The 16,637-nt window shown below is 68.5% G+C and carries 14 protein-coding genes; 8 read left to right on the top strand and 6 right to left on the bottom strand.

The annotated features are described in order from the left end of the window. Position 1: 1 nt before the first annotated feature. Positions 2 to 907: an Lrp/AsnC family transcriptional regulator gene (locus DMC61_RS21420; RefSeq protein ID WP_125690801.1), complete on the top strand. Its 906-nt coding sequence runs from the start codon at positions 2 to 4 to the stop codon at positions 905 to 907. On the opposite strand, the gene DMC61_RS21415 is transcribed toward DMC61_RS21420, so the two are convergent. The 3 genes from DMC61_RS21415 to DMC61_RS21405 are packed head-to-tail and all read right to left on the bottom strand — an operon-like array spanning position 904 to position 4,392. Next, entirely contained in the window at positions 904 to 2,433 is a 1,530-nt protein-coding gene (locus DMC61_RS21415; protein WP_125690800.1) for a long-chain fatty acid--CoA ligase, read from the bottom strand. The two genes, DMC61_RS21420 and DMC61_RS21415, sit on opposite strands and share 4 nt — an antisense overlap. A 16-nt stretch (positions 2,434 to 2,449) precedes the next feature. Then, entirely contained in the window at positions 2,450 to 3,577 is a 1,128-nt protein-coding gene (locus DMC61_RS21410; RefSeq protein WP_043848795.1) for a DUF5938 domain-containing protein, read from the bottom strand. Positions 3,578 to 3,603: 26 nt separating this feature from the next. Then, positions 3,604 to 4,392, bottom strand: coding sequence for an SDR family NAD(P)-dependent oxidoreductase (locus DMC61_RS21405; protein WP_125690799.1), 789 nt, complete (start codon positions 4,390 to 4,392; stop codon positions 3,604 to 3,606). 165 nt (positions 4,393 to 4,557) lie between these two features. Between DMC61_RS21405 and DMC61_RS21400 the strand changes: the two genes are divergently transcribed. Beyond that, on the top strand, positions 4,558 to 5,157 hold the full coding sequence (locus DMC61_RS21400; RefSeq protein ID WP_125690798.1) for a TetR/AcrR family transcriptional regulator: 600 nt from the start codon (positions 4,558 to 4,560) through the stop codon (positions 5,155 to 5,157). Positions 5,158 to 5,204: 47 nt separating this feature from the next. Here the strand turns inward: DMC61_RS21400 and DMC61_RS21395 are convergent, their stop codons facing one another. Next, a complete protein-coding gene (locus DMC61_RS21395; RefSeq protein ID WP_125690797.1) occupies positions 5,205 to 5,804 on the bottom strand; it encodes a hypothetical protein in 600 nt (199 codons plus the stop codon). Positions 5,805 to 6,064: 260 nt separating this feature from the next. Between DMC61_RS21395 and DMC61_RS21390 the strand changes: the two genes are divergently transcribed. The 3 genes from DMC61_RS21390 (at position 6,065) to DMC61_RS21380 (ending at position 10,030) form a co-directional block, all read left to right on the top strand. After that, on the top strand, positions 6,065 to 7,318 hold the full coding sequence (locus DMC61_RS21390; protein WP_125690796.1) for an HNH endonuclease signature motif containing protein: 1,254 nt from the start codon (positions 6,065 to 6,067) through the stop codon (positions 7,316 to 7,318). 521 nt (positions 7,319 to 7,839) lie between these two features. Then, positions 7,840 to 9,135, top strand: coding sequence for a choice-of-anchor B family protein (locus DMC61_RS21385; protein WP_125690795.1), 1,296 nt, complete (start codon positions 7,840 to 7,842; stop codon positions 9,133 to 9,135). Positions 9,136 to 9,148: 13 nt separating this feature from the next. Continuing rightward, entirely contained in the window at positions 9,149 to 10,030 is an 882-nt protein-coding gene (locus DMC61_RS21380) for a hypothetical protein (protein WP_125690794.1), read from the top strand. Here the strand turns inward: DMC61_RS21380 and DMC61_RS21375 are convergent. Together DMC61_RS21375 and DMC61_RS21370 are read right to left on the bottom strand one after the other, a co-directional pair. Continuing rightward, complete coding sequence (locus DMC61_RS21375) at positions 10,011 to 12,689, bottom strand: beta-N-acetylglucosaminidase domain-containing protein (protein ID WP_233594885.1); 2,679 nt, start codon at positions 12,687 to 12,689, stop codon at positions 10,011 to 10,013. The genes DMC61_RS21380 and DMC61_RS21375 overlap by 20 nt on opposite strands. Before the next feature lie 139 nt (positions 12,690 to 12,828). Continuing rightward, positions 12,829 to 13,461, bottom strand: coding sequence for a GntR family transcriptional regulator (locus DMC61_RS21370; RefSeq protein WP_197684805.1), 633 nt, complete (start codon positions 13,459 to 13,461; stop codon positions 12,829 to 12,831). A 76-nt stretch (positions 13,462 to 13,537) separates the two neighbouring features. Between DMC61_RS21370 and DMC61_RS21365 the strand changes: the two genes are divergently transcribed. The 3 genes from DMC61_RS21365 to DMC61_RS21355 all read left to right on the top strand — a co-directional run bounded on the left by DMC61_RS21365 (position 13,538) and on the right by DMC61_RS21355 (position 16,488). Then, a complete protein-coding gene (locus DMC61_RS21365; RefSeq protein WP_125690793.1) occupies positions 13,538 to 14,533 on the top strand; it encodes a YbhB/YbcL family Raf kinase inhibitor-like protein in 996 nt (331 codons plus the stop codon). An 18-nt stretch (positions 14,534 to 14,551) separates the two neighbouring features. Further along, a complete protein-coding gene (locus DMC61_RS21360; RefSeq protein WP_125690792.1) occupies positions 14,552 to 15,163 on the top strand; it encodes a precorrin-3B C(17)-methyltransferase in 612 nt (203 codons plus the stop codon). A 269-nt stretch (positions 15,164 to 15,432) separates the two neighbouring features. Beyond that, positions 15,433 to 16,488, top strand: coding sequence for an LLM class flavin-dependent oxidoreductase (locus DMC61_RS21355; protein WP_125690791.1), 1,056 nt, complete (start codon positions 15,433 to 15,435; stop codon positions 16,486 to 16,488). Positions 16,489 to 16,637 lie beyond the last annotated feature (149 nt).

Genomic DNA, 16,637 nt, shown 5'->3' with positions numbered 1-16,637 from the left:
CGTGGACGACGCGCTGGTCGCGGCTTTGCGCACGGACGGCCGGATGAGCGTCGCCGATCTGGCCAAACGCGTCGGGGCTTCGAGGTCGGCCGTGTCGGCCCGGCTGGAGCAGCTGAAGGCCGACGGCTCCCTGAACGTGGTCGCGGCGGTCCACCCCGAGTTCCTCGGCCTCACCGCGTACGCGCATCTCGCGATCCGCACTTCGGGCCGCTCGCAGGCGACGACTGACGCCATCGCGGCGCTGCCCGCCGCGGCGTTCGTCTCCGCGGTGAGCGGGGAGTACCAGACCGTCGCCGAACTGCGCCTGCCCGACTCGCCCGAGCTCTATCGCACGGTCGCCGACATCCGCGGCCTGCCGGAGGTGGAACAGGTCAACACCCTCGTCTACGTCGACGTGGTCAAGGGTCTGTTCATGCCGGGCCGCCCGCTGCCGCCCTGGTTGCGGCTCGACGACCGCGATCTCGCGATCATGCTGCGGTTGCAGGCCGACGGGCGGGAAAGCTACGCGAGCATCGCCGAACACGTCGGGCTGTCACCGTCGGCCACGCGCACCCGCGTGCGCTTCCTGGTCGAGCACGACGTCATCCGGATCGCGCCGGTGCTCAGCCGGGCCCGCCCGGACGCCGGCCTCGTCTGCGGGATCGGCCTGAACGTGCGGGGCGCCGGGGATTCCGTGACCGCCGCGCTCGCCGCGCGGGAGGACACCGAGTTCCTCGCCAGGACCATCGGCCGGTTCGACGTCGTCGCCACCATCGCCGCGCAGTCCGCCCGCGCCCTCGACCGGGCGCTCGAAGAGATCAGCGGCCGACCCGACGTCGTGACCGCGGAGACGTGGGTCCACCTCCGCATCGCCAAGGAACGCTACGAGTGGCCGCTGCCGACCGCGGAGGAGCTCGCGCGGCGCTAAGCGTTGTCCAGCAAAGCTTTCCGGATCTCGGTCTTGAGCACCTTGCCGATCTTGGACCGGGGGAGATCCGGCCAGACCAGGATCTCCTTCGGGGTCTTGATGCCGCCCAGCCGCTCCTTCACCGCGGCGCGGAGTTCTTGCGCCGCCGCCGTTCTGCCGGAGTGGAGCTGCACCACGGCGGTGATCTGTTCGCCCCATTTCTCGTGCGGCAGGCCGATCACGGCGCAGTCCTGCACCGCTTCGTGCGCCATGAGCGCCTGCTCGACCTCGGCCGAATAGACGTTGAAACCGCCGGTGATGATCATGTCCTTGGCGCGGTCGACGATGTAGAGGTAGTGGTCCTCGTCGAGGTAGCCGATGTCGCCGGTGTGATGCCAGCCGTGCGCGCTCGCTTCCGCCGTCGCCTCCGGATTCTTGTAGTAACCGAGCATCACCAGCGAGCCGCGGACGACGATCTCGCCGCGTTCGCCGGGCGGGAGCAGCTCGCCCGTGTCGGACATGATCGCGACCTGGGTGAGTGGTGTGGGCTTGCCGGCCGACGTGAACCGTTCCAGGGCAAGGGATCCATCCGGGTGGACGTGCTCGGCGGGGGAGAGGGTGGAGACCATCATGGGGGCTTCGCTCTGGCCGAACAGCTGCCCGAAGACCGGGCCGATCCGGGTGATCGCCTCGGCGAGTTTGGTGGCCGACATCGGCGCGGCGCCGTACCAAAGGCATTGCAGCGACGAAAGATCGGCCTCGTCCAGCGCCGGATTGTCGAGTAGCAGATAGATCAGCGTCGGTGGCAGGAAGGTGTGCGTGATGCGGCGGCGTTCCACCAGCGCGAGGAATTCGCCGAGATCCGGCGAGGGCATGACGACGATCTCGCCGCCGAGGGTGAGGACCGGGAAACAGAGCACACCCGCCGCGTGTGTCAGCGGCGCGAGCGCCAGATAACGCGGTCGCCCGGTGAACGGGTAGCTCATCAGCGTGAGCGCCGACATCGTCTCGACGTTGGTGCCGCTGAGCATCACCGCCTTGGGGCGTCCGGTGGTTCCGCCGGTGCCGACGAGCAGGACCATGTCGTCCGGCGGCGTTTCCTCCCAGGGCTCGGCGCTGTCGAGCCAGTCGGAAAACGGGACGGCGCTGGGCATCGTGCCGTCGAGACAGACCACTGTGGACAGTTTCGGCAGGCCGGGGAGCATCCGGGAGACGAGCGGTGCGAAGGACTCCTGCACCAGCAGGCAGGTGCAGTCGAACAGGTCGAGCAGTTCCCTGTTCTCGGCGGCCTCGTTGCGCGGGTTGACCGGGCACCACACGGCACCGGCCCGGCTGATCCCGAAGACGCAACCGAACGACAGGGGATCGTTCCCGGACAGGATCGCCACCTTGTCGCCCGGTTCGACGCCGGACCGGGCCAGCGCCCGCCCCACCCGCCACGACAGCTTTTGGACTTCGCCGTAGCTGAGCGAGGTGTCACCCATGGTGAGGCAGGGTGCCGCCGGATCGAGTGAAGCGCCCTTGTCGAGGTAGTCGGTCAGTCGCACGCGCTCGTCCTTCCGGTCAGTCGTGGACGGTCAAGACCGGATTGGAAACCAGCCCGAAGCTTCGTAGCACGCCGAGCAGCTCGCGGTGGCCGAAAGCCTGGCATCCGGACGCGAATCCCACGCGCTTCGGCGGCTGCTGAAGCAGCGAGTAGGCGCCGTAAGCCTGCATCAACCCGGTCTGCTTGTAGTTGCAGGTGCCGTGGATGACGCAGTGCGCGCGGCCCAACGGCCCCGAGGCGTGCACCGAATCCAGCGAGGTGTTGAGCCGCTGGTTCTCCCGCGGCGGCATCTCGTCGCGCACCGCGGCGGCCTGCTCCGCCAGCACGCGCATCTTCTCGTCCAGCGGCAGGTCTTTCACCTGTTCCAGCACGGCGGCGACGATCTGCGGCACCCCCTGCATGAGCGCGCGGTCGAAGACGCCGCCGACGGCCTTGACGTTGGCCACGCGGGCGTCGTTCTTGAACCAGACCGGATGCGAGGTGCCGCCCCAAGGCAGCGCCAGCCCGGTTTCGTGATGACCGGGCACGGTGACGTCCTGGAGGCCGCCGTCGGCGGGCCAGGGCCGGTATTCGTTCTGTTCGAGGTAGTACGCGGCGGACAGCGCGGCGTTGACCAGGATGGTCTTCGTCGAAGCGACCGTGGGATACCCCTTCCAGAACACCAGGATGTCCAAAGTGTCCAGTCCGGGTGTCTCCAGGCAGAGGTTCGCCGCGATCTCGCCGGTGGTGTACATCTGCGCGATGCCGGGGGAGAGCAGCAAGCCCTTCTCGGCCATCTGCGCGCCGTAGCGCTCTTCGGAGGCGATCAGCCAGTCCTGTTCGCCGGTGGTGTCGAGGTAATGCGTTCCGGTGCGCAGGCAGGCTTCGACGACCTCGTGGCCATACTCGCTGAACGGGCCGACGGTGTTGCACACGACCTTGGCGTCGCGGAACAGTTCGGTGAGCGCTTCGACGTCGTGCGAGACCTCGACGACCTCGTGATCGATGGTGTCGAGGCCGGGCACGTGGTCGATCGCCTCCTGGATACGGGCCTTGTCCCGGCCGGCGGCGACGAACGGGACGTTGTACTCGCGCAGGTACTCGCAGATCAGCCGTCCGGTGTAGCCGGAGGCGCCGTAGACGACGACGGGTTTGGGGCTGCTCATGGTGATTCCTTTCGGGTTCGTGCTGGTCACATGCCCATTCCGCCGTCGACCGGGAGCCCGGCGCCGGTGATGAAGCGGGCGGCGTCGGAGGCGAGGAACACGACGGCGTCGGCCATGTCCGCGACCTCGCCGAGCCGCCCGGCGGGGGTTTGCCCGACGACCGCGCCGATGGCGTCCTCGACGCTGGGGAAGAGGCCGACCTCGACGACGTCCTGCGCGAGCTGATTGCCCATCTGGGTGGGGACGAGGCCGGGGTAGACGCAGTTGACGCGCACGCCGTAGCCGAGTTTCCCGGCCTCCATCGCGGCGACCCTGGTGAGCCGGTCGACCGCCGATTTCGTCGCCGAATAGCCCGCGATACCGGGGAAGGCGATGGTCGCGGCGACCGAGGCGATGTTCACGACGGCGCCGCCGGCACCCGCGGGACCGCCGGGCCGCATCGCGCGGAAGGCGTGCTTCACGCCGAGGGCGGTGCCGAGCACGTTGACGTCGAGCATCTTGCGCACGTCGGCGGGGTCGAGGTCGGCGACGAGCCCGGTGATCTCGACGCCGGCGTTGTTCACCACGATGTCCAGCCCGCCGAGTTCGCCGATGACCGCGTCGACCGCCTGCTCCCAGCTCCGTTCGTCGGTGACGTCGAGCCGGACGAAGCCTGAGTCGAGCTTGTCGGCGGTGGCGCGCCCGAGATCCTCCTGGACGTCGCCGATGACCACCGAGGCGCCCGCCTGTGCCAGCGCTTCGGCCATTCCGGCGCCCAGGCCCTGCGCGCCACCTGTGACCAGGGCTTTCCGGCCCGAAAGGTCGTACGAACCCATGGACTTCTCCTCCTTGAGACGGTCCGCGGTTGCGGTGTGGGTCACATCCTGAGCCAACTTTGGACAGTCGTCAAGATTTTCTTGGACAGTCGTCAAGAAATCCGCGACGCTAGACTGTGGGACCCCGCGGCAGGCGCGGGCTCCCGGACCGGACAGGAACTCGTGGTGACCGAGACGAGCGAGCGGATCGCACGCCGGAGCGTGGACAAGTTCGCCCAGCGGCGGGCGGAACTGGCGGAGTCCGCGCTGCAGGCGCTGTCCGAACTGGGGTACGCGAGGACGAGCCTGCGGGAGATCGCGCAGAAGTCGAACTTCTCGCACGGGGTGCTGCACTACTACTTCACCGACAAGGTGGAACTGCTGACCTACGCGGTCCGCAAGTTCGAGGAAGTGTGCGTGACCCGCTACGACGAGGTCGTGGCCGTGGCGCGTTCGGCCGAGGAACTGGAGCGGGGCTTCGGCGACGCGATGGCGGGCACGCTGCGGGCCGACGCCGTGATGCACCGGCTGTGGTACGACCTGCGGAATCAGAGTCTGTTCGAGGCCGCGTTCCGCGCGGACGTGCTCGAGATCGACACTCAGCGGCAGGCGATGATCTGGCGGGTCGTGGAGCGCTACGCCGAGCTCGCCGACGCTTCGCTGGTGGTGACGCCGCAGGTCGCTTACGCGGCCTTCGACGGCTTGTTCCAGCAGGCGCTGCTGCACCATCTCGCCGATGGCCTCGCCGAGGATGCCGGGTCGTTGCTCAGGCGGCTGGTCTCGTAGGCCCGTTCGACGGGCTCCTGGCCGGAGCCCATCGAACGGCTTGTTCCCTAGTCGGTGGCGTTGATCGCCGCGCCGTCGTAGAGGAGGGTTCCGGCGCTGTCGTAGACGCGGACCTTGAGCTTCGCCATTTCCGTTCGGGAGTCGGCCATCAGGCGCTCGAACTCCGCGCGGCCTTCCGCGGAAGCGGCTTCATGGGCTTCCAGTCTTTCCCGCGCGTGGCGCAGACCGGCCATGTCCACGGCTATTTCGGCGGCGAAGGTGCCGTCCACGACGTCGGCTTCGGCGACCGTGCCGTCGCTCGCGTGGAGCTCCAGCCTGGCCGCTCCGGGAGCGAGGCGTCCCATCAGGCAGGCGGGCCGGCCGTTGTAGGCGGCCATCCATCGCCAGACCGAGTACGGGCGATGGTCTTGCTTTCGGTCTTGGGGCTGCAGATTCAGCCACGTGCCGCGGCCGTTCTCGAGATTGCAGATCCCGGTGGATCCGTCGTCGTTGTAGGCGAGGAGCGCGCCGAGTTCGGCCGTGGCGCCGATCCTCGCGCCGGGATGCCATCCCTGGGCGGTTGGCAGTTGGTCCGTTCTTCCTTGTGCTGTTTTCTCTTCGATGGTCGTGGCCAGGGCTGATTCGAGCTGTGCCGCGGGTGAAGTCACTGCGTGCTGTTCTCCTTCTTGTCGGATCGGGTTCGGTTCACTCTCGCTTCGGTTCGTGGTCGGCGCATCGGGGAGATTCCCTGAGTTCCGGTGAGTGGGGTGGTGGATGTTAGCAGAAAGCGCTTACCTGCGGGCTGTGGTCGGTATGCCTGGCTGTGCTGGTTTCGGGAAGCTGTTTCACTCTTCGGTGTTGTATGTGCGTTTTGGTTGTTGCTTAAAATTACGAACACTTGTTCGATTTTGTGGTGTATTATGGAGGTGTGTCCGAGACCTTTCTTCCCGAACTGCCGCAGGAGTTGTGGCGCGCTGGCAAGCTGGAGCTTGCGCATGGCGTGCAGCAGTCGTTGCAGGTGATTCGGATCGCGACCGCCTGCCTGGGGCGGTTTCTGGCGGAGATCGAGAATCGGGGCGTCAAAGACTTGTATGGGCATGGCAGCACAGCGAGCTGGTTCGCGGAGATGGCGGGGTTGTCGCGCGGTGAGGCGGGCGCGGTGGTGAAGCGGGCTCTCGCCCTGAACCCCACCCGTGCGTTGGATGGCACCGAAGTTCCGCCTGTCGCTCCCGCCACTGCTGCGGTTGCCGCTCAGGGGTTGGTCGGGGATGAGCGGATCGATCAGATCCTGGACATTTTGAAACGGCTCCCTGCCGACACCTCCGCTGAGGATCGGGAGACTGCGGAGAAGATCCTGGCCGAGCTGGCCCCGAACGCCGGACCCCGGCGACTCTCCAGCGCCGAGACGAAACTGATGGGTTGGCTCAATCCCGACGGCAACGAGCCGAAGGATCCCGAGCCCAAGGAACCCCGTCGGGAAATCACGCTGGAGCGCCGCAAGGACGGCTTCTGGAAGCTCACCGGTCTCCTCGATGACGAGACCGGTGCCCGGACCGCGGCTGCTTTGGAGGCGCATGCCCAGCCACGTCCTGTCGATGAGTTCGGCCAAGCGGACCTGCGGATGAAGTGCGAGCGCATGGGCGACGCCTGGGCTGAGCTTCTGGACCTGGCGATCGCGTGTCCGGATCAGCCGGGAACCAGTGGCTACCGGACGTTGGTGCACGTGACCATCGGACTCGAGGAGTTGAAGTCGGGGCTCGGGACGGCCTGCCTGGACTTCGTCGGGACGATGACCGCGCGGGAAGCCCGACTCGCCGCCTGCGACTGCCTGATGTTGCCGGTCGTGATGGGAACCTCGGGTGAGCCGTTGGATATGGGTCGCCTGAGACGGTTCGTCACCCCGGGCCAACGCCGGGCGTTGAACATCCGCGATGGTGGTTGTGCGTTCCCGGGATGTCATCGGAAGCCCAAGAACTGCCACGCTCACCATATTGAGCACTGGGCAGACGGCGGACCGACGGATCTTCGGAACCTGGTGTTGCTCTGCGGCTTTCATCACCGCCTGATCCACCACGGCGACTGGGAAGTACGGATGGCGGCCGATGGGTTACCGGAGTTCGTTCCACCCCAATACCGGGATCCGCTCCGACAACCCCGCCGCAACACCCTGCATCACGTCTGAACCCCGAGGAGCCCGTCGGCCACACCGACGACGGGCCCCTCGGCATGCCCGCAGTCGGGAGGACGTCGCTCGTGGCCGCAGCTCATCGAGAAGACCGCCGCCGAAGACCTGCGCCGGAACCGTCGACGGCAGCCAGCTGAAGAGCGTGCCAGTTCATCAAGGGCTTATTGTCCTCAGCCGTGACGACGTCGCGAGGCGGCATCCGGTGCGGACCTGGCCGGCTCGTCACGATCGGATCGTTGCCGGCGACCGACCCCGGTCAGCGAAGTGCTTGGATTCGCCGGTAAGCGGCGACGAGTGTCGCGCCGTTGCCGACGGGAATCTACAGAGAGGCCGGTTCGGAGCCCAGATCCCGGCCCGGCGTTCGCGACACGACCGCAGACGGCCGCGACCGGACCGCGCCACCACCCACCTTCAACCCGCCGTAAACGGTTAAAAGCCCCATACGTTCGACGGGATACACCCGGACTCGGTGCCCATATCGTCGGAGGCCGACCGCGACCAGGTGAGGAGCGTCTCGGATGAAACTCGTGCGGATGATGGGGCTGGCCGTGCTGACGGCCTCCGCGTTGGTGTTGTCGATGACCGCGGCGTCCGCGCACGATCCCGAGACGGCGGAGGGACAGGCGGCGGCCCGGACGTTCCTGGCCGACCACGTCCCGGCCGAGCGGCACGCCGTCACCGGCACCGCGGCCGGGGTCCCGTGCGTCAACGGCAAGGCCGACAAGTACCCGTGCAAGAACGTCGACCTGCTCAGCGTGTTACCCCTCTCCGGACTCGGCGGCGGGAACGGCAACGACATCTGGGGCTGGACCGATCCGTCGTCCGGCAAGGAATACGCCATCGTCGGGCGGACCAACGGCACCGCGTTCGTCGACCTGAGCGTCCCGACCTCGCCGAAATTCCTCGGCAACCTGCCCTCCAACGGCGGCAGCAGTTCGTGGCGGGACATGAAGGTGTACAAGAACCACGCGTTCATCGTGGCCGACTTCATCACCGGGCACGGGATGCAGGTGTTCGACCTGACCAGGCTGCGCACCGTCACCACACCGCAGACCTTCACCGCCGACGCGCTGTACAAGGAATTCGGTCCCGCGCACAACATCGCGATCAACGAGGAGACCGGTTTCGCCTACGCCATCGGCTCCAACACCTGCAGCGGCGGACCGCATATCGTCAACATCCAGAACCCGAAGGCCCCGGCCAAAGCCGGTTGTGTCTCGCAGGACGGGTACACCCACGACACCCAGTGCGTCGTCTACCGCGGGCCGGACGCTGCCTACAGCGGCAAGGAAATCTGCTTCAACGCCAACGAGGACACGCTGACCATCGTCGACGTCACCGACAAGGCCAGGCCGGTCCAGATCTCGCGCAAGGGCTACTCGGGCGCGCAGTACTCGCACCAGGGTTGGCTGACCGGCGACCAGCGTTACTTCCTGCTCGACGACGAACTCGACGAGTCGCGCGGCACCGACAAGCGCACCAAGACCTACGTGTGGGACCTGGCCAAGCTGTCCGCCCCCGTGCACACCGGCGTCTACAGTTCGCCCGCCACCGCGATCGATCACAACCAGTACATCAAGGGCCAGTACTCCTACCAGGCGAACTACCAGGCCGGTCTGCGGATCCTGGACGTCAGCGGGGTCGCTTCGGCGAAGTTGTCCGAGGTCGGCTACTTCGACATCTACCCGGCCGGTGACGCCGCGAACTTCAACGGCGCGTGGAGCAACTACCCGTACTTCTCCAGCGGCATCGTCATCGTCAACGGGATCGAGCAGGGCCTGGTCGTGGTGAAGCCGAACCTCGGCGGCAAGTGACCGGGGGCAGGGCGTGCGCAAACCCCGGCTGACGGACTGGCTGTTTCTCGCGCTGGCCCTGGTGATCGGCACGGCCGCGGTGTTCGTGGCCCTCCGGCCGACACCGGGCTCCGCGCATTCGGCTCACCAGCAGCCCGTGGTGACGGCGGATCTGCTCCCGGCCGCCCACAGCGACGGGCTGTCGGAGGCGGAAAGCGGCTACCGGTTCGAGCGGGTCACCACCCCCGCCGTCCGGGGCCCCGAGGTACCGGTCGCGTTCCGGATCCTCGGTCCCGACGGGCGGCCGGTGACCCGGTTCCTCGACAACCAGACCAAACAGATGCACTTCTTCGCCGTGCGCGACGACATGAACGTCTTCCAGCACGTGCATCCGAGGCTGGACGGCGACACCTGGCACACGAACCTCGCACTGACCGACGGCGGCGCCTACCGGATGTTCGCCGAGTTCGTACCGCTCGACACGAAGGATCCGAAGCATCCGGTGGTGCTCGGCGTCCCGTTCACCGTGCCCGGTGACACCACTTTCGTGCCGGTGCCCGCGCCGGCGGCCGACACCGTGACGGCCACGGGATACCGGGTGGCGCGGGTGGACGGGGCGGCCCGGATCCCGTCGATGCGGGCCCAGGTCCTCCGGTTCGCCCTGCGCGGCCCGGACGGCACGCCCCTCACCGCGGTCGACCCGCATCTGGGCGCCAACGGCCATATGACCGGATTCCACACCATGCTGCTGTCGGCCACACATCTGCATCCGGTCCAGCCGCTCGGCGTGGCGCTGGCCGACGGCGAGCTGACCTTCCACTCCCTGTTCTCGGAGCGCGGGGAGTACCGGCTGTTCCTCGAGTTCTCACACGGCGGGCGGGTGCACACGGCCGCCATCACGGTCGCGGTGGACTGACCGGGACGACCTCCGCGATCTTCGGTGCCGCGCCTCCCGGCGACCAGAGGAGCCGGACCTTGTCGGTCACCACGCCGTCAGCCGGCAGTTCCGTGTAGCCGCCCGACAGCCTGCCGATCGTCCGCCAGCCACCCGCCGCGTCCGCGACCTGGACGTCGGCGCCCGCACCGGCGTCGGCCGCCAGGACGACGACCTTGCTCAGCGGTTTCGGCGCGATGGCCGTGACGACGAGCGCGTCGCCCGCCATCGGCGCCGACGCCGCCGCGTACAGGGAATCGGCGTTGTTGTCCGCCGCCGCGGCCAGGTTCGGCCCCGCCGGGGTTCCGGTGACGGTGTACTTGGGACTGTCCGGTGTGGACACGGTGAGTTCACGCACCACGACCCAGAAGGTCTGGGCGCCGGTCGTGCGGATGCGGACGAACCGCGCCTCGGCGCCTTCGGGCAGGTCGGCCGAGATCACCGGCTCGGTGACCGTCTTCACCGTCGTCCACCGGGTGCCGTCTGCGGAGTATTCGAGGACGCCGTCGCGGACGTAGTCGTCGGGGCTGGTCGGCTTTCCCATCAGGATGTCCACATGGGACACCCGCTGCGGGGAACCGAGGTCGACCCCGATGGTGGCGCCGATCCGGGGTGCCCAGTCGCTCCAGTAGTAGGTCTCGGGGTCGCCGTCGACCATCCGGGCGGGGACATTGTCGGTGTAGGTGCCGAGCGACGTCGTCGGCCGCGGCCGGATCCCGGGCAGGCCGAACCAGCGGTCGGCCGTGGCCAGCGCGCTGTCGAGGAACGGCACGCAGACCTCCGTGCAGGTGCTCGGGTTGCGCGGGCCCCGCGAGGTCGGGACGCGGATCGCCTGCGCCCGCTTGAGCGCGGCGACGAGTTCGCCGCGTTCCGCCCACGCCTTCGCGCCGTCGCCGTCGACCTGGGCCAGCAGCATCCGCACCGCGTGCCTGCCGGCCTGACCGTAGAGCCCGACCTGGTCGAGCCACGGTCCGACCTCGGCGAGGAACTTCGGGTTCGAGGCCATGCCGCGCCGCAGATCTTCGGGATCGGATGCCATCGAGGTCAGGTAGCGATCCAGTTTCGCGGCCGCGTCCCACGGATCCTTCTTCTCCAGCGCGGTCCAGAAGGCGGCCAGGAGCGGCCGCAGCACCGGCGAATCCAGATCCGGCTTCCCGGTTTCGAGACGGACGAGCAGACTCGAATAGTTGTTCTCCGCGAACACCTTCAGCGCGGGTGCGGCCGGTCCGCCGAGGTCGGCGATGGCGGCGAGCCAGGACTTGTCGGGGTCGTACCGGTCCGGGTTCCACAGGAAGTCACCGGAGGTGAACTCGGCGATCTTGGACGCCTCGGCCTGCACCATCGGGTTCGCGGTGATCCCGGACAGGTACTTCGCGACCCCGGGCTCGCGGCCGATGTACGGGCCGAGCAGCAGACGTTCGGTGATGTAGTCGTTGACCGGGTAGTTGTCCCAGATCAGGATGTCGTGCCCGAAGACCTCTTTCGCCTGCCGGGCCTGCTTTTCGGTGATCTGTCCGGCGATCACGCCGACGCCGGTCCACTCGACGATCACCGCCTTGTCGAGCTGGGTGCGCAGCGCGGTCTTGTACGGCGAGTCGGCGAGGTCGTAGTACTCGGTCGGGACGGTCTGCAAACGTTCGACGCCGGGATGTGCCGCGATGAAGTCCTGCTGAACGCGGTTGAGCAGGAACGACTGCGCGGCGCCCGCGGCCGCGCCACCGGTGCCGAACTTCGCGGCGTCGGCGTCGCAGTTCCAGCGGGTGTAGGAGATGTCGTCGAGCGGGATCGCGAACGACCGCACCCCGATGTCCCACAGCGACTGGAACTTCGTGACCAGCGCGGTCTTGTCGGCGTCGGAGGAGTAGCACACGGAAAGGCCGGGGGAGAGGGCGTAGGTGAACTCGACGTGGTTCGCGGCGGCGCGCCCGACCAGTTGCGAGAGCAGGGCGAGCTGTTCCGGCGGGTACTGGTCACGCCAGCGGGCGCGCAGGAACGGGTCGTCCTTGGGTGAGTAGACGTACATGTTCTGCTTGGTGCGGCCGTAGAAGTCCAGCTGTGCCAGCCGGTCGGCGTGCGACCACGGCGCGCCGTAGAAGCCCTCGATCACGCCGCGCAGCGGGGCCGCGGGCCAGTCGCGGATGCCGAACGCGCCGCTCTTGCCGGAAGCGAACAGCTGCCGGAACGACTGCGCGGCGTAGAACGTCCCCGAAGTGTCCACACCGGACAGTGCGATCACGCCGCGGTCGGCGGCGAGGACGTATCCGCCGGGGGCCAGGCCTTCCGGACCTTTGAGGCGGAGCGCGGCGACGTCGAGCGCGGTCGCCCTGCTTTCGGTGGGCCCGCCGACGAAGACGACGAGGCCGCCGTTGCCGCGTTCCCGGTCGACGGCGGCCTGATCGTGGTCGGTGACCTTGACGATCGTGCTCGTCCCCGCCGCGCGGAGGACCTGGTCCACGACGGCGAGTGCGGACGGATCGGTGCCCGCACCGACGACTTCGACGACGGTGCGCGGGATGGTCACCTGCCCCGCCCGTGGCGTCACCTGCTGGGGTGTGGGCCATACCTGTGCCAGGGGAGGGGCGGGAGCCGCGTTCGCCGGTGCGGGGACGGCTACCGCCACCGCGGTCACAAGCAGCGTCACCGGAATGAGTCGAAGTACCCATCGGAAGGACATCGGCGGCCCCCAAATCGTCGATCAACGACGTTCTGCGAGCAAGCAAACACCCGATGTGATGACCTGGGCTAGGTCGGTCCGGGTGATTTTCCGACCGGACCGGCGGCTATTCGGTCAGGGCGGCGGCGGTGAGGGTGAGATGCCGGGTCAGCGCCTCGGCCGCCGCGTCGGCGTCGCGCGCGAGCGCCGTTTCCTCCAGCAGGCGGTGTTCGGCGAGATGATCGCGGCCGGGAGCGCGGTGCGCCGCCCAGCGGCGGGCCAGTTCGCTCGCGGTCCACATCCGGTCGAACGTCTCCAGCAGGACCGGGTTTCCGCAGCCGTCGAGCAGGGTGCGGTGGAAGACGCGATGGGCTTCGGACCACGCGGCGCTGATGTACTCGCCCTCTTCGGGGACGAACGGCGGCGTCCGGCTCAGCCGGTGATGGGCGGCGCGGACGCGGGCCTCCCAGTCGAGGTCGCCGCGTTCGACGGAAAGGCGCAGGACGAGCGGCTCGATGGTCCGGCGGGCTTCCGTGATCTCCTGCCAGCGCCGATCGGAGAAGGCGGGGACGGCGAAGCCGCGGTTGGGGAGCCGGTCGGCGAGCCCGTCGCCGACCACGCGGACGAGTGCCTCCCGAACGACCGCCAGGCTCACGCCGTGTTCCTTGGCGAGATCCTGCGGTTTGAGCGGGGCGCCGGGGGCGTGGTCGCCGCGCATGATCGCGTCCCGCAGGCGGGTGTACACCTGCTCGGAGAGCATCTGCTTGTCCGGTGAGGCCATCCGCAGAGCATAGACGAACCGGCAGATAATCGATTATCTGTGTTATGGTCGATTTATGAACGATCCCTTCGCGAGGCTGCCCGAGGTGGCCGCCTTCACCGTCACCAGTGCTTCTGTCGTCGACGGTGGCTCCTGGTCGCCCGAACAGCTGGCAGGCAAGGACGTCTCGCCGCAGCTGAGCTGGAGCGGCGCCCCGGCCGGCACCAAGAGTTACGCCGTCACCGTCTACGACCTCGACGCGCCGACCGGTTCCGGTTTCTGGCACTGGGCGGTCGCCGACATCCCCGCGGCCGTCACGGAGCTGCCCGAAGGCGCCGGTGACGACACCGGCTCCGGGCTGCCCGAAGGCGCCTTCCAAGTGCCCAACGACGCCCGCCTCACGCGTTTTCTCGGTGCCGCACCGCCCGCCGGGCACGGCGTGCACCGCTACTTCGTCGTGGTGCACGCCCTCGACGTCGAGTCGCTCGGCGTCCCGGCCGACGGCACGCCCGCCCTCCTCGGTTTCACCATGGCGCCGCACGTTCTCGCTCGCGCGGTCCTGGTCGCCACCGCGGAAACCCCAGGCCCCGAACGCATCGAGGTCTCGCGGCTCATTCCCGCCTCCGCCGCGGAGATCTTCGCGGTCTTGAGCGATCCGCAGGGACATGTCGACATCGACGCGTCCGGAATGCTCATCGACGCGGAAGGTGGCCCGGTCGAGCAGGCGGGCGACCGGTTCGTGGTCCACATGGACCGGGAAGCACTCGGCGATGTGCCCTTGGGCAAGTACGACGTCGAGGTCGTCATCACGACACTCGCTCCGGGCGAGGAGATCGCGTGGACCGTCGAAGGCCGGATCCGGCCGCATGCCCGGCACATCTACGGCTACCGGCTGGAGCCCGCCGAGGGCGGCACGCTCGTCACGTCGTACTACGACTGGTCGGAGGTGGGCGAGGAGTGGAAGGAACGCATCACCTTCCCCGTGGTCCCCGAATCCGCGCTCAAGGCCACGCTCGGGATTCTCGAGCGGACCGTGCGGCGTCGAGCCGTTTCACCCCCGCGCGGACGCTGAACACGACAGAATGTCCCGGTGCGGAACATCCTCGTAGCGATCGCCCTCGTCCTGCTCGGTGTCACCGGTTGCCAGAGTGGGGTTTCCGGCCAAGCCGAGCCCGAAGGCGACAGTTTCGCGATCAAGGACGGGTCACTGCTGCGGTTCCGCCCGGTCCTGGCGGAGTTCCCGCCCGGCCCGGCGACAGGCGCGGCGACCGACCGCCAGAGCACGGATCCGGCCGGACAACAGGCCGCCGTCGCGGCGCTGGACTGTTCGGAGGGACCGGATCCGCTGGACGGCCGCGACGACCCGGCGCTCCCGCTGGTCAGCTGCGACAGGGTGCAGGGCACGAAATACCTGCTCGGCCCGGCGTTCCTCACCGGAGCCGACCTCAGCCGGGCGAACGCTCGCCTCGACACGCAGTCCGGGGGCCCGATCGTCGGGCTCAGCTTCACCGACGCGGGGGCGCGGACGTGGGCCGACTGGACCGCGGCGAACGTCGGCAAGCAGGTCGCGATGGTGCTGAAGAGCCGGGTGCTGACCGCGCCGTCGATCCAGTCGGCCATCACCGGCGGCGAAACCCAGATCACCGGCAAGTTCACCATGGACGACGCGCGCCGGCTGGCGCGCGACATCGCCGGCGGCTGACCTCGCCCCCTTAGTGGGTAAGGACGGTCGGGGCCGACCGTTTCGCGTGATCAGATGGACGACACACGTGATCAGATGGACGACACGCGGCGGACCCGGTCACGTGCGCGTGTCGTCCGTCCAGTCACGCGTGTCGTCCATCTGATCACCCGTGTCGTCCGCGCGGTCACGAGACGTGCCCGCCATACCACCGCCGCCCCGCGGGACACCGGGCGGAATACGATCACCGCAGGCGACGTTTGAGCGTTCAACTACTTGAGGAGTTGGACATGGCTTACGAGATCCTGGGCACCCCGCAGGCGCCGACTTTCGGCCTGGACACCTTCGGCGACGTCGGGAACGACGCGAACGGCCGGCCGGTGAGCCAGGCCGAGGCCATCCGCGAGGTCGTGGCCGAGGGTGTCCTCGCCGACCAGGTGGGCGTGGACTACTTCGGCGTCGGCGAACACCACCGCGCGGAGATGGCGGTGTCCTCGCCGGACGTCGTGCTGGCCGCGATCGCGGGCCGGACCGAGCGGATCCGGCTGGGCACGGCGGTCACGGTGCTCAGTTCGGACGACCCGGTGCGCGTGTACGAGCGGTTCGCCACGCTGGACGCGGTTTCCCGGGGACGCGCGGAGGTCACGCTCGGCCGGGGCTCCTTCACCGAGTCGTTCCCGCTGTTCGGCTACTCGGTGGAGGACTACGAAGCACTGTTCGCCGAGAAGCTCGACCTGTTCACGCATCTGCAAGCGGAGAAGCCGGTCGACTGGTCTGGGACCGTCCGCCCGGCCCTCGAAGGCGCGCAGGCCTTCCCGGTCACCGAATCGGGCAGCCTGCCCGCGTGGGTCGGGGTCGGCGGCACCCCGCAGTCGGTCGTCCGCGCGGCGGCGTACGGGCTGCCGCTGGTGATGGCGGTGATCGGCGGGTCGCCGGAACGGTTCACCCCGCTCGCCGACCTGTACCGGCGTGCCCTGAAGGAGGCGGGCCACCAGGAGCTGCCGATCTCGATGCACAGCCCCGGCCACATCGCCGAGACCGACGAACTGGCCGTCTCCCAGCATTTCTCGCACCACCAGGCCGCGTTCGCCAAGATCGGTGCCGAACGGGGCTGGGGCCCGATGTCCCGGGCCGACTACGACGCCATGGCGGGTCCGCGCGGCGCGTTGTTCGTCGGCTCTCCCGAGACCGTCGCGCAGAAGATCGCCTGGGCGGTGCGGACCCTGGGGCTGTCGCGGTTCCAGCTCAAGTACAGCGTCGGCGAGCTTCCGCACGAGCAGCGCCTGAACTCGATCCGGCTGTACGGCGAGCAGGTGATCCCGCGGGTGAAGGAGTTGCTCGGTTAGGGCGTGTATCCCAGACCGGAAGTTCGGCTGGTAGGTGAGGACACGCGCGCGCGTTTCTCTTCGGCCGGAGGCCTCGGATTTGCGGAGGTGGGCCGTTGACACGGCTGAGCGAGATCAGCTGACGCCGCGGCCCGGCTACGGAAATCCGA

It is taken from the genome of Amycolatopsis sp. WAC 04169 (assembly GCF_003947535.1).
Taxonomy (GTDB): Bacteria; Actinomycetota; Actinomycetes; order Mycobacteriales; family Pseudonocardiaceae; genus Amycolatopsis; species Amycolatopsis keratiniphila.
This window is presented reverse-complemented; position numbering and strand designations above follow the sequence as displayed.